The following is a 12,558-nucleotide window of genomic DNA, read 5'->3' on the forward strand; positions in this document are numbered from 1 at the left end:
GGCCGTCAAATCACTCGCTGCCCGGTGCCGGCACTGCCATCATCAGGCGGTGCTACTCACCGTGACCACGACCCACCGGCCGGCGACCGACCTCGGTTTCCTGCTGGTCAAGCACCCGGACAAGGTGCACTCCTTCGACGTGCCCACCGGCACTGCCCACGTGCTGTTCCCGGACGCGGCCGACGACCGGTGCACCGCCGCGCTGCTGCTCGACGTCGATCCACAGCGGCTCGGTGCCGCGCGCGGCGGTCGCAAGCAGCAGTCGGCGCCGGAGTCGTTCGCGCTGGGCCAGTACGTCAACGACCGCCCGTACGCGGCGTCCAGCCTGCTCGCCGGCGCCCTGGCCAAGGTCTTCCGCAGCGCACTGCGCGGCGAGTCGAAGGACCGCCCGGAGCTGGCGGAGGCGGCCATCCCGCTGGAGATCCACGTGCCGGTGCTGCGCTGCCGGGGCAGTGCGGCGGAGCTGTTCGAGCCGCTGGGCTGGCAGGTCACGGCGACGCCGATCCCGTTGGACGACGTGCCCGACGGGCATCCGCTGGCCGGCGACAGCCCGTACGTCGACCTCACCCTGACCGGCACCCTGCGGCTGGCCGAGGCGCTGAACCACCTGTACGTGCTGCTGCCCGTCCTGGACGACGCCAAGCACTACTGGGTGGCGCCCGACGAGATCGACAAGCTGCTGCGCGCCGGGGCGGGCTGGCTGGCCGACCACCCGGAGAAGGTGCTGATCACCCGTCGCTACCTGGCGCACCGGCGGTCGCTGGCCGCCAGCGCGCTCGAGCAGCTCGACCGGGTCGACCCGGACTCCATCGACGCCCCGGCCGACACGGTGACCGACGAGGAGGCCGAGCTGCCGGTGGCCCGCAAGCAGTCGCTGGCCGAGCAGCGGCGCGACGCGGTGCTGGCCGCGCTGAGCGAGTCCGGCGCGAGCCGGGTCCTCGACCTGGGCTGCGGCGGCGGGGCGCTGCTCGGCGCCCTGATCAAGGACCGCGGCTACACGCGGATCGTCGGCACGGACGTGTCCTCGCGCGCGCTGGACCTGGCACACCGGCGACTGCGGCTGGACCAGGTGCCCGAACGCCAGCGCGACCGCGTCACGCTGTGGCAGTCCGCGCTGACCTACCGCGACGACCGGCTGCGTGGCTTCGACGCGGCGGTGCTCATGGAGGTCATCGAGCACGTCGACCCGCCGCGGCTGCCCGCCCTCGAGGCGTCGGTATTCGGCCACGCCCACCCGGCGACGGTCATCGTGACCACGCCGAACGTCGAATACAACGGGCTGTACGAGGGACTGACCGGGATGCGCCACTCGGATCATCGCTTCGAGTGGACGCGCGCCGAGTTCCAGGAATGGGCCGCGCGCACCGCGTCCGCGCACGGCTACCGGATCGCTTTCCGGGGCGTCGGCGACGAGGACGAGACCCGCGGCACCCCGACCCAGATGGCGATCTTCACCACGCAGCCAAAGGAGGAGCAGGCATGACCGAGATCGACATCCCGGAACTCGCGCTCGTCGCGCTGGTCGGCATCTCCGGCTCGGGCAAGTCCACCTTCGCCCGTGAGCACTTCCGGCCCACCCAGGTGCTGTCCTCCGACTACTTCCGCGGCCTGGTCGCGGACGACGAGAACGACCAGTCCGCGTCCGGTGACGCCTTCGACGTGCTGCACTACGTGGTCGGCAAGCGGTTGGCCGCCGGGCGGCTGACCGTCGTCGATGCCACCAACCTGCAGCCGCACGCCCGGGCCGGGCTGGTCAAGGTCGCCCGCGAGCACGACGTGCTGCCGGTGGCGGTGGTGCTGGACGTGCCGGAGGCGCTGGCCTGGGAGCGGACGCAGTCCCGCGCGGACCGTACCTTCGGCCGCCAGGTCCTCAACCGCATGCACCGCGACCTGCGCCGCTCGCTCGGGCAGCTGGCCCGGGAGGGCTTCCGCAAGATCCACGTGCTGCGCGGGGTGGACCAGATCGCCGCCGCGTCGGTCCGCTACGAGAAGCTGTTCAACGACAAGCGGGAGCTCACCGGTCCGTTCGACATCATCGGCGACGTGCACGGCTGCCGCGAGGAGCTGGAGACGCTGCTGGCGACGCTGGGCTACGCACTGGCCCACGACGGGGCCGGGCGGCCGGTCAACGCCGTGCACCCGCAGGGCCGCACCGCGGTCTTCGTCGGCGACCTGGTCGACCGCGGCCCGGACTCCCCCGGGGTGCTGCGCCTGGTCATGGGCATGGTCGCGGCCGGCACGGCGATCTGCGTGCCGGGCAACCACGAGCAGAAGCTCGCCCGCAAGCTCAACGGCCGCAACGTCCAGCTCACCCACGGCCTGCCGGAGACCCTTGAGCAGCTCGCCCGCGAGGACGAGGCGTTCACCGCCGAGGTGCGCACCTTCATCGACGGCCTGGTCAGCCATTACGTGCTGGACGGCGGCAAGCTGGTGGTGGCACACGCCGGCCTCAAGGAGGCCTACCAGGGCCGGGCATCCGGCCGGGTGCGCTCGTTCGCGCTCTACGGGGAGACCACCGGCGAGACCGACGAGTACGGCCTGCCGGTCCGCTACCCCTGGGCACGTGACTACCGCGGCTCGGCGGCGGTCGTCTACGGCCACACCCCCACCCCGGAACCGGAGTGGATCAACAACACCATCTGCCTGGACACCGGCTGCGTCTTCGGCGGCAAGCTGACCGCCCTGCGCTGGCCGGCCCGCGAGCTGGTGTCGGTGCCCGCGGCCCGGGAGTACTACGCCCCGGTCCGCCCGCTGGTCGCGGCCGGAGCCAAGCCCGACGAGGGACTGGACCTGGCCGACGTCACCGGCCGACGGCACCTCGACTATGGGTACGGCCGCACCACGGTCGCCGCGGAGAACGCCGCCGCCGCGCTGGAGGTGATGAGCCGCTTCGCGCTGGACCCGGCGACGCTGGTCTGGCTGCCCCCGACGATGGCGCCGTGCTCGACCTCGACGCTGGAGGGCTACCTCGAACACCCGGCGACGGCGTTCGCGGATCTGCGGGCGGCGGGGGTCGGCACGGTCGTGTGTGAGGAGAAGCACATGGGCTCCCGGGCGGTGGTCCGCGTCTCCCGCTCGGGCGTCGGCGACGCCATCTGGACCCGAACCGGCCGGCCGTTCTTCGACGCCGAGCGCAACACCGCGCTGCTGGCCGGCGTGCGCGTGGCGGCGGAGAAGCTCTTCGCCGAGCTCGACACCGAGTGGCTGCTGCTCGACGCCGAGCTGCTGCCCTGGTCCGCCAAGGCCGGCGGCCTGATCCGCGAGCGGTATGCGGGGGTCGGTGCCGCGGGACGGGCGGCGCTGCCGGCGGCGCTGTCGGTGCTGGCCCGGGCCGCCGGGCGCGGCCTCGACGTCACGGCGCTGCGCGAGCGGCTGGAACTGCGGGCGACCGAGATCGACGGCTACTCGGCCGCATACCGCGCCTACGTGCAGCCGACCGACGGCCTGACCGGGGTGACGCTGGCGCCGTTCGCGGTGCTGGCCGGGGCGGGCGTCTCGTACCGGGACAAGGACCACGGCTGGCACCTGGACATCGCGGACAAGCTGGTCGCTGCGGACCCGGCGCTGTTCACGCCGACCCGGCGGATGGTGGTCGACCTGAGCGATCCGGCCGCGGAACAGTCCGCGACCGACTGGTGGCTGGCGCTGACCGCGGCGGGCGGCGAGGGGATGGTGGTGAAGCCGTACGCCGGTCTGGCCGTGACCGACGCCAAGGGCCGGCTGGTGCAGCCGGGGGTGAAGTGCCGTGGCCGGGAGTACCTGCGGATCATCTACGGCCCGGAGTACACCCGCCCGGAGCAGCTCGAACGGCTGCGGCAGCGGTCGCTGGGCCGCAAACGCGGCCTTGCGCTGCGCGAACACGGCCTGGGCCTGGCGGCGCTGGACCGGCTCGCCGCGGGCGCGCCGGTGTGGCGGGTCCATGAGCTGGTCTTCGCCATCCTCGCGGCGGAGTCGGAGCCGGTCGATCCTCGGCTGTAATCCACAGCATGCATACAGGTACCGGCATGGCAGCGGCCGGTACCCTGGCTCCTCGTGGACATCCGTGCGCTCTCCGAGCAGCTAGCCCTCAACCCGATGGACCCGAAGGACCTGCTGCAGACCTTCGGGTTGATCGGCGTCTGGGCGATCCTCTTCGCGGAGACGGGCCTGCTGGTCGGGTTCTTCTTCCCCGGCGACTCGCTGCTGTTCCTGGCCGGGGTGGCGGCCTCGCCGGTGGCCGACTCGATCTTCGGCGACGGCACCCGCATCTCGCTGGTGGGCCTGCTGATCGGCGCGCCGCTGTGCGCCATCGTGGGCGCCCAGCTGGGCCACCTGCTCGGCGCGAAGTACGGCCGGCGGATGTTCGAGCGCCCGGACAGCAAGCTCTTCAAGCGCGAGTACGTCGAGAAGGCGGAGTACTACTTCGAGAAGTTCGGCCCGGCCAAGGCGGTGGTCCTGGCCCGCTTCATCCCGATCGTCCGCACCTTCCTCAACCCGGTGGCGGGCACCCTGGGCATGCCGGCCCGCCAGTTCTTCATCTGGAACGTGGTCGGCGCGATCCTCTGGTGCGACGGCATCATCCTGATCGGCTACCTGCTGGCCCAGCAGATCTACGACGCCATCGGCGACAAGATCGACCGCTACATCCTGCCGGTGGTCGCGCTGATCGTGCTGATCTCGGTGCTCCCGATCATCATCGAGATGCTCCGCGAGCGGAAGGCCAAGAAGAACGCCGCCGCGGAGCCCGGCCCGGCGACGGCGATCGGCGTCGTGGCGGCGGCCAGCGTGGTGGGCATCGCCGAGGCGATCGTCGACCACGACCACCACGACCACGAGGACGACCACCGCAACCACAAGCCTCGCCACTCCGCGTAGGCCAGGCCGAGAAACTTTCTCCCCCGCAGGTCGCAGCAATGTGAATCGCCGCCGCGTGTAGTTGTCGATGACGGACTTCGACGACTTCTACGCGGCGCACTACGCCGATCTCACCGTGCAGGTGCACGCCTACTTCGGCGACCGGCACGAGGCGCAGGATGTCGTCCAGGAGGCCTTCTGCCGGGCACTCGCCCGGTGGCGGCAGGTCTCCGGCTACGACGACCCGGCCGCCTGGGTCCGCCGCGTCGCCTGGAACCTGGCGACCAGCCGCTGGCGGCGGCTCCGCACGATGCGTGCGTTCCACAGCCGCCAGCGCAGTGAACCGATCGTCGAAGGGCCGGGGCCCGAACGCCTTGCGCTGGTCGAGGCCCTGGCCACGCTGCCGGCTGCCCAGCGCCGGGCGATGGTGCTGCGCTACCTCGCCGATCTTCCGATCGCCGAGATCGCCGACCGCGAGCGGGTGCCCGAGGGAACCGTCCGGTCCTGGCTGCACCGTGGTCGCGTCACGCTCGCCGCACGGCTCGGCCCGGCATACACGGAGGTACCGCATGCCTGAGGAACTGACTGAGGAGCAGACCCGGGCGGCCTTCGCCCTCATGCGCGCCGAGGATCTGACGTACATCCGCCCACCGGGATCGGCGGAGGCGCTGCGAGCGGTACGGCGACGACGACGCACCAGCGTCGCCGCGGTGGCCGCCGGCGTGGTGATCGCGGTGGCCGGCAGCGCGACGGTGGCGGCACTGGTCGACACCGACCGGACCGCCCTGCCGCCGGCCACGCCCAGCCCGTCGCCGTCGGCACTGTCCAAGGCCCAGCTCGACCACCTGGCGGCTGCGGCGGCTGTCGCACTCGGGATCGACCGCGTGGACAACGAGAAACGCAAGCTTGAGGGCAAGCCGCAGATCATCTCGAGTAGCAAGGGTCCGGTCCGAAGCTCCGAAGGCTTCAGTGGATCAGCCAGCAGCACGAACAAGAACGGCGGCTATGTGGTCGAGGTGGTGTGCGTGGGCGAAGGCACGATTCGCGCCCAGATCTGGGCTGCTGCGCCGGCCACGACAACCTCGCCCGCTCCCGACACCTTCGAGCACCCGGTGACTTGCAGCGACAAGCCGACACCGATCAAGGTGAGCGTGCGGGCACCCAAGCCGAAACTCGTCTACGTCCGGATCCAAGCCGATCCGTCGGCTGTCGGGCGCGCCGCCTTCGCCAGGCTCACCCGCCATTCGTAGGGCCGCCACCGGCACCCCCGCGGCTGGTTCGGATGAGCCGGCTGCGGGGGCGCTTCCCGGTTGTCAGACGGAGATCGCTGAGGGTGGGAGCGTGGCCAGCCGGTCCAAGAACTCCTCCGGGACTTCGCGGAGGTTTTCCAGCCGGCCCAGGGTCAGCGCCCGGTAGGTCAGCGCCGCGGCCTCTTCCAGGTATCGGGCCCGTTTGTGGGCCAGCTCGACCGAGTCGGCCATGACCACGCAGCCGTGCTGGCTCAGCACCAGGCAGTTTGTGCCGTCGGCCGCCATCGCCGCCGTCAGCGCCGCCACCTCGGTGCTGCCCGGCAGGCGGAACGGCACGGTGGAGACGCGCTTCAGGTAGAAGGCGTGGTCGGTTGTCACGATGCGGATGTGCTCGCCGAGCGCATCCAGCAGCAGCGCCGTCTGCGGGTGCAGATGGACCACCGAGTTCACGTCCGGGCGGGCGCGATACAACGTCAGGTGGAGGGCGATCTCGCTGGTGGGCACTATGCGTGGCGCCGGCAGCGTGCCGACGGTCGCGGGCGCGCCGTCGGAGATGCGTACCGGGGCGAAGCTGGACCGGCCGAGTCTGTCCAGCCAGGCACCGCTCGCGGTGACCCAGCAGGCGTCCTCGTCGGGAATCCGGGCGGACAGATTGCCGCCGGAGCCGCACACCAGTCCCGCCTGGACCACGTCATAGCCCACGTGCGCGAGCTGGTCGCGCAGATCGCCGGGCACGTAGTTCAACCCGTCAACTCCTCGGGTCCGGGGGGTGGATCCTGATGGAGGTGGCCCGCCTGGCGTCACGCCCCATTAACGGTGACGCCAGGCTTTGTCGGGTCTACTTCAGCGAGCCTTTTTGGTGGCCCGCTTGCGAGGCGGGGTCAGCAAGTCCGCGATGGTAGCGATCGCGGACGGAACCAGCCGGTAGTACGCCCACACGCCGCGCTTCTCGCGCTCGAGCAGACCGGCCTCCGTCAGGATCCGCAGGTGGTGACTAACCGTCGGCTGCGACAACCCCAGCGGGGCCGTCAGGTCGCAGACGCACGCTTCACCGTCCGTAGCGGACTGGATGAGGCTGAGCAGCCGCAGCCGAGCCGGGTCGGCGAGTGCCTTGAGCACTCCCGCCAGTCGCTCGGCATCGGCACGTTCAATTGGCTCGCCGGCAAGCGGCGAGATCTGAGGCATTGTCATTTCCGCCAACGCAGTTCCCACGATCTCCATCCTTCCACCAACTGCATCGATTCTCCTGCATGTGCGCAGGAACGAACCGGCTAACTTTCAGGCCGTAAGGCCGAGATCGGTCGAACGGTAGGCCGATCGGTACGTCTGTCCGGCACCCCGCACGGGCAGCGTCCGCACTCCGATCAACCATTTCCGCGACACCGACTTCGGTCTCTGCCTCCTGCAACGCCTCAGCCGCCGTCAGGTCGCTGGTCAACGCCGTCGAGCTCTCGATCCCCGCCCCCGGAGTGAGCCGCCCCACATTGTCGATTCGCGATCCGTTCGGAGACCGTCCGACGCCCGCCCGGTCGTCGGAACTGCTCTGTACTGCACAGTCACACGCCGTGGGTCGACATCACAGTCAACTTCACGACCCGATGAAAGCACGACACAACGCTGCGCGACGGGCAATTCAGTGATGAATTTACGCAGGTCGTGATGGTCTTCCATCACATCGAGCGTACTGGCTGCCCCAAAACCGGAACGTTCTGCCCCGCCGGGGCGGAAAGGAACTATTGACCCACGGCAAAGCCCAGCCCTAACAGTAAATATTGTTAACTGAAGGACCTCGGGTGACCTGTTTCAGGTAGGTATAGACGCAGCTCAAAGCACCTTTCCGCCACACCCCGCCCGGGGCGGCATACAACGACGGTCATCGAACGAGTACGCACCGACACCGTTGTCATCGCGCCACGACTGCCCGTACAGCGGCAAAACCCCCACCGACCGGCAAGCCGAAAGCGACCAGACAGCGAAAGTCGGCACATCCTCGTCCGTCAACGGTACCCGTTCGGGTGACATACCACCGTCGATGCGGGGATGCCCGTCAGCTGGAGGGACGCGACCAGTACTCATCATCCGGACCCGGCTGCCCCGGTCCGGTCCGCGGGACGCCCGGCGAACCCGGCGGCGGCGCCGCCGCGGAGGGGTGCGGCGACCCGAAACCCCCCGTTGGTGGCACCGAGTAACCACCCGTTGGTGGCGGGCCGTAACCATCCGGCGGGGCCGGATGTCCGCCCGGAGCGCCATAGGCCGGAGCGGCCCCGCCCGGAGCGCCATAACCGGGCGCGGCACCCGCAGGGCCATAGCCGGGCGCGACCCCAGGAGGGCCGTAGCCAGGCGCGGCACCAGGAGGGCCATAGCCAGGCGCGGCACCCGCAGGGCCGTAACCGGGCGCGGCACCCGGAGCGCCGTAGCCGGGCGCGGCGAAGGGGTCCGGCGGCAGCGGCTTCGGCGCGCGGCCGAAGAACGGGCCCGGGCTCGCCAGCAGAAGCACGCCCACGAGGACGTAGCCGAGCATCTGTGCGACCGCCAGGGCCACGTTCAGCGAGATCCACGACCCCGGGTAGGCATCCGACAGCGCGGCGGACAGAGAGCCCTGCACCGGGTCACCACTGCGCTCCACGGCCACGGTCGCCGTCGTGGCGCAGCCGGCCAGCAGGCCCAGCCCGGCGACCACCCAGGTGGCGATCCGGGCGGCGTTGCTGCCGCGCCGCAGGCCCAGCGCCAGCACGACGTAGAGCGCGAAGAGGATCACGGCGAGCACGGCGCCGAGGGCGGCCCCGATCCAGACCACTGTGACGAAGCCGTCAACGTCCACGCTGTCTCCGCCGGCGGCGGCGGCGCGGAACCGGTCGACCGTGCCCGGGGCGATCGCCAACGTGGCGATCGCATACCCGAGGCCGGCCACCGCCATCAGGATCAGCAGGGCCGAGGCCGACGCCACCGACGCGGGCCGGCGGGGTGCGCTGGTAGGGGCCGGTGCGACTGCCGGCGGCTGCATTGCGTACGACATGGACGTCTCCCGGGTGATCCGTTGCGGACGAACCTACCCGGACGCGCGACGCGCCGCCGGGGATACCCAGCGGCGCGCGACGAGAGCGGGGGTCAGGCGGGATCGGTCGGCGACCGGCCCGGCTTGTCATCGGGGGACGGGGGCGACGGGGGCGGCGGCGCGCTCCACGGATCGGTGGGTGGCACGCTGCCGGTGTGTGGTTCGCCACTCGTCGGGCCCGGCGGGGGTCCGTAACCGGTTCCGTCGGTCTGCGGCGGCGAACCGGGCGGCGGTGTGGCATCCCCGGTGCCCCCGGGCGGCGCGCTCTGCGGGTAGGGCGGCTGCCCACCCGTACCGGAATGGGGTGGCGGTGTGGCCTCCCCCACGCCGCCGGGCGGCGGGCTCTGCGGATAGGGCGGCTGGCCGGCCTGGCCGGGGTACGGCTGGCCCGGATACGGCTGGCCGGGGTAGGGCTGGCCCGGGTACGTCGGATACGGCGACTGGCTCGGGTAGCCCGGGTAGGCCTGCGGCTGCCCCGGATATCCCGGGTACGGGTTCAGCGGGTCCCAGGCCAGCTGTGGCTTGCGGAAGTACGCGTTCGCGGCCGGCAGCGCCAGCAGGATCACCGCGGCCAGCAGCGCCAGCACGACCACCACGGTCAGCAGCGTGGTGAGCGGCGTGAACCAACCGGGCAACTCGCTGGAGAGCCGCGACTCGATCTCGCTGGCGCTGGGCCCGGAGTTGCCGCCGTCCATGGTCATCCCGCTGGTCGCCGCGTTGCCGAGCAGGCCGAAGCCGCTGCAGCAGAGGTAGATGCCACCGAGCACCCAGGTGGTGATCCGGGCCGGCTGCCGGCCGCGGTTGTTGTAGATCGCCAGGATCGCCAGGCCGGCGGCGAAGAGAATGTTGATCACCACGACGATCACGCTGGCCGCCACGATGATGCTCTCCGTCCCGGCGCCGGTGGTGTCGGCGTAGAGGTCGCCGTAGACGCGCCGCATCGTTCCGACCGTGGTCAGCGAGAGGATCGCGGAGATGATCGAGGCGGCCGCGCAGAGGTAGAGCAAATACGACGAGACGGTGACGACCGTCGGACGCGCTGGCGGTGCGGGCGTTCCGGGGTACATCGGAGCAGACACGGGCGCTACCTCCTAGATCCACCACGGTATCGGGCGGCTGCCAGATCCGTCGACCGGCCGACACCGGCCCACAACCTGTGGCAACATCGCCCGATGTAGGACGAAATCGCACGAATTAGGTCGCTCGTTCAGGGGGACGACAGAAGTCGAACGCGACCCATACACTTCCACCTCGTGGCGCGCCGAAGGCAGCAGAGTCCTCCGGTGACGCCCCCTGCCCGACCGGGTCGCCGCCCCCGCCTGATGAACGCCGGGGCCAAGGCAGACCGGATACGGGCACCTTCCCGATTGCGCCGGCCGCGTGACCACGCCGCGGCCGCCCCAGACTCGACAAGGACCGGTGAGTCCCATGCCACACGCAGACACCCTGACCGTCGTGCACCATGACGACACGAGAACCAGCTATACCGACGTCCGGTACCAGTTGCACCGCGACGGCATCAGGATCTGGTCGTCCGACGGCGAGCACGCCTTCACGGACATTCTCATGACCCACGCCTACCGGCAGCGGCAGGCACGGGCCAGCTGACAGAACGAAGAAGAGGGGCACCCGACGGGTGCCCCTCTTCTTTATGCCCTGCTCAGGCCCGGCGGACCGACAGGCCGTCCTTGGCGTCGTTCAGGTCGACCAGGACCGTGTCCCCGTCGACGATCTCGCCCGCGAGCAGCGCCCGGGCCAGCGAGTCGCCGATCGACGACTGCACCAGCCGGCGCAGCGGGCGCGCCCCGTAGATCGGATCGTAACCCCGCTCGCCGAGCCACAGCACCGCGGTCTCGCTGACCTCCAGGGCGAGCCGGCGGTCGGCGAGCCGGTGCCGCAGCCGGCCGAGCTGGATGTCCACGATGGCCGCCAGGTCCCGCGCGGTCAGCGCCTGGAACACCACGATGTCGTCGAGCCGGTTGAGGAACTCCGGCTTGAAGTGCGCCCGCACGGTCGCCATGACCTCCTCGCGCCGCTCCTCCTCACCCAGCGTGAAGTCGGAGATGATCGACGAGCCGAGGTTGGAGGTCAGCACCAGGATCGCGTTGCGGAAATCGACCGTACGGCCCTGCCCGTCGGTGAGCCGGCCGTCGTCCAGGACCTGCAGCAGCACGTCGAAGACGTCCGGGTGGGCCTTCTCCACTTCGTCCAGCAACACCACCGAGTACGGCCGGCGCCGCACTGCCTCAGTGAGCTGGCCGCCTTCCTCATAACCGACGTACCCGGGCGGGGCGCCCAGCAGCCGGGCGACGGAATGCTTCTCGCCGTACTCGCTCATGTCGATGCGGACCATGGCCCGCTCGTCGTCGAAGAGGAAGCCCGCCAGGGCCTTGGCCAGCTCGGTCTTGCCGACGCCGGTGGGGCCGAGGAACAGGAAGCTGCCGGTCGGGCGGTCCGGGTCGGCCACGCCGGCGCGGGCCCGGCGTACGGCTCCGGAGACGGCGGCCACGGCCTCGACCTGGCCGACCACCTTGGCCTGCAGCGACTCCTCCATCCGCAGCAGCTTGGCGGTCTCACCCTCCATCATCCGGCCGGCCGGGATGCCGGTCCACGAGGCGATGACCTCGGCGATGTCGTCGGCGCCGACCTCCTCCTTGACCATCGGCGGCTCGGTCTTCTCCTCCTCGGCCGCCGAGGCGCTCTCGATCTCGGCGGTCAACGCGGGGATCTCCTGGTACTGCAAGCGGGATGCCTTCTCCCACTCCGCGTCGCGCTGGGCGCGTTCCAGCTCCGCCTGCGCCTCGTCGAGCTGCTTCTTGATCTCGCCGAGCCGGTTCAGGCCGCTGCGTTCGCGCTCCCAGCGCGCGTTGAGCGCGGTCAGCTCCTCCTCGCGGTCGGCGAGGTCGCGCTCCAGCCGCTCCAGCCGGGTGATCGAGGCGGGATCGGTCTCCTTCGCCAGCGCTAGCTTCTCCACCCGCATCCGGTCGACCTGGCGCTGCAGCTGGTCCAGCTCCACCGGCCGGGAGTCGATCTCCATGCGCAGCCGGGAGGCGGCCTCGTCGATCAGGTCGATCGCCTTGTCGGGCAGGAACCGGTCGCTGATGTAGCGATCGGAGAGCGCGGCCGCCGCGACCAGCGCGCCGTCCGTGATCTGCACCCGGTGGTGTGCCTCGTAGCGGCCCTTGAGCCCGCGCAGGATGCCGATCGTGTCCTCGACCGTGGGCTCGCCGACGACGACCGGCTGGAAGCGCCGCTCCAGGGCGGGATCCTTCTCGATGTGCTCGCGGTATTCGTCCAGCGTGGTCGCGCCGACCATCCGCAGCTCACCGCGGGCCAGCATCGGCTTGAGCATGTTGCCGGCGTCCATCGAGCCCTCGCCCTTGCCGGCGCCGACGACGGTGTGCAGCTCGTCGAGGAAGG

Annotated in this window: 11 protein-coding genes; 6 read left to right on the forward strand and 5 right to left on the reverse strand. The window is 70.9% G+C overall.

Annotated elements, in window-relative coordinates; all coding sequences use genetic code 11:
- Positions 1 to 49: 49 nt before the first annotated feature.
- From DMB66_RS34590 to DMB66_RS34610, 5 genes are all read left to right on the forward strand, one after another.
- Positions 50 to 1,483: a 3' terminal RNA ribose 2'-O-methyltransferase Hen1 gene (locus DMB66_RS34590; protein WP_125808326.1), complete on the forward strand. Its 1,434-nt coding sequence runs from the start codon at positions 50 to 52 to the stop codon at positions 1,481 to 1,483.
- Positions 1,480 to 3,978 carry a polynucleotide kinase-phosphatase gene (locus DMB66_RS34595; RefSeq protein WP_125808327.1) on the forward strand — a complete coding sequence of 833 codons (2,499 nt, stop codon included), beginning with the start codon at positions 1,480 to 1,482 and terminating at the stop codon, positions 3,976 to 3,978. Before DMB66_RS34590 ends, DMB66_RS34595 begins: the two co-directional genes overlap by 4 nt.
- 96 nt (positions 3,979 to 4,074) lie before the next feature.
- A complete protein-coding gene (locus DMB66_RS34600; RefSeq protein WP_125808342.1) occupies positions 4,075 to 4,854 on the forward strand; it encodes a DedA family protein in 780 nt (259 codons plus the stop codon).
- A gap of 67 nt (positions 4,855 to 4,921) precedes the next feature.
- Positions 4,922 to 5,410, forward strand: a complete 489-nt coding sequence (locus tag DMB66_RS34605; protein ID WP_125808328.1) for an RNA polymerase sigma factor — start codon at positions 4,922 to 4,924, stop codon at positions 5,408 to 5,410.
- Complete coding sequence (locus DMB66_RS34610; protein WP_125808329.1) at positions 5,403 to 6,083, forward strand: hypothetical protein; 681 nt, start codon at positions 5,403 to 5,405, stop codon at positions 6,081 to 6,083. Before DMB66_RS34605 ends, DMB66_RS34610 begins: the two co-directional genes overlap by 8 nt.
- A 63-nt stretch (positions 6,084 to 6,146) precedes the next feature.
- Here DMB66_RS34610 and DMB66_RS34615 read toward each other — a convergent pair whose 3' ends face one another.
- From DMB66_RS34615 to DMB66_RS34635, 4 genes are all read right to left on the reverse strand, one after another.
- On the reverse strand, positions 6,147 to 6,818 hold the full coding sequence (locus tag DMB66_RS34615) for a class II aldolase/adducin family protein (protein ID WP_233625051.1): 672 nt from the start codon (positions 6,816 to 6,818) through the stop codon (positions 6,147 to 6,149).
- Positions 6,819 to 6,926: 108 nt separating this feature from the next.
- Positions 6,927 to 7,304 carry a helix-turn-helix transcriptional regulator gene (locus tag DMB66_RS34620; protein WP_092549981.1) on the reverse strand — a complete coding sequence of 126 codons (378 nt, stop codon included), beginning with the start codon at positions 7,302 to 7,304 and terminating at the stop codon, positions 6,927 to 6,929.
- Between the two features lie 826 nt (positions 7,305 to 8,130).
- Positions 8,131 to 9,099 (reverse strand): hypothetical protein, encoded by a 969-nt coding sequence (locus DMB66_RS34630; protein ID WP_125808331.1) that lies wholly within the window; start codon positions 9,097 to 9,099, stop codon positions 8,131 to 8,133.
- A gap of 92 nt (positions 9,100 to 9,191) precedes the next feature.
- Positions 9,192 to 10,217, reverse strand: a complete 1,026-nt coding sequence (locus DMB66_RS34635; RefSeq protein WP_199752790.1) for a hypothetical protein — start codon at positions 10,215 to 10,217, stop codon at positions 9,192 to 9,194.
- Between the two features lie 349 nt (positions 10,218 to 10,566).
- On the opposite strand from DMB66_RS34635, the gene DMB66_RS34640 reads away from it, so the two are divergent.
- Complete coding sequence (locus DMB66_RS34640) at positions 10,567 to 10,746, forward strand: hypothetical protein (protein WP_125808332.1); 180 nt, start codon at positions 10,567 to 10,569, stop codon at positions 10,744 to 10,746.
- A 52-nt stretch (positions 10,747 to 10,798) separates the two neighbouring features.
- On the opposite strand, the gene DMB66_RS34645 is transcribed toward DMB66_RS34640, so the two are convergent.
- The coding region (locus DMB66_RS34645) for an ATP-dependent Clp protease ATP-binding subunit (RefSeq protein WP_125808333.1) at positions 10,799 to 12,558 on the reverse strand (1,760 nt) is incomplete at its 5' end.

This window comes from Actinoplanes sp. ATCC 53533 (assembly GCF_003947245.1).

Bases quoted from the DNA above. Each gene is read 5' to 3' on its own strand.
- DMB66_RS34605 (WP_125808328.1), top strand. From the start codon at position 4,922: ATGACGGACTTCGACGACTTCTACGCGGCGCACTACGCCGATCTCACC.
- DMB66_RS34640 (WP_125808332.1), top strand. From the start codon at position 10,567: ATGCCACACGCAGACACCCTGACCGTCGTGCACCATGACGACACGAGA.
- DMB66_RS34600 (WP_125808342.1), top strand. From the start codon at position 4,075: ATGGACCCGAAGGACCTGCTGCAGACCTTCGGGTTGATCGGCGTCTGG.
- DMB66_RS34630 (WP_125808331.1), bottom strand. From the start codon at position 9,099: ATGTCGTACGCAATGCAGCCGCCGGCAGTCGCACCGGCCCCTACCAGC.
- DMB66_RS34610 (WP_125808329.1), top strand. From the start codon at position 5,403: ATGCCTGAGGAACTGACTGAGGAGCAGACCCGGGCGGCCTTCGCCCTC.
- DMB66_RS34620 (WP_092549981.1), bottom strand. From the start codon at position 7,304: ATGGAGATCGTGGGAACTGCGTTGGCGGAAATGACAATGCCTCAGATC.
- DMB66_RS34595 (WP_125808327.1), top strand. From the start codon at position 1,480: ATGACCGAGATCGACATCCCGGAACTCGCGCTCGTCGCGCTGGTCGGC.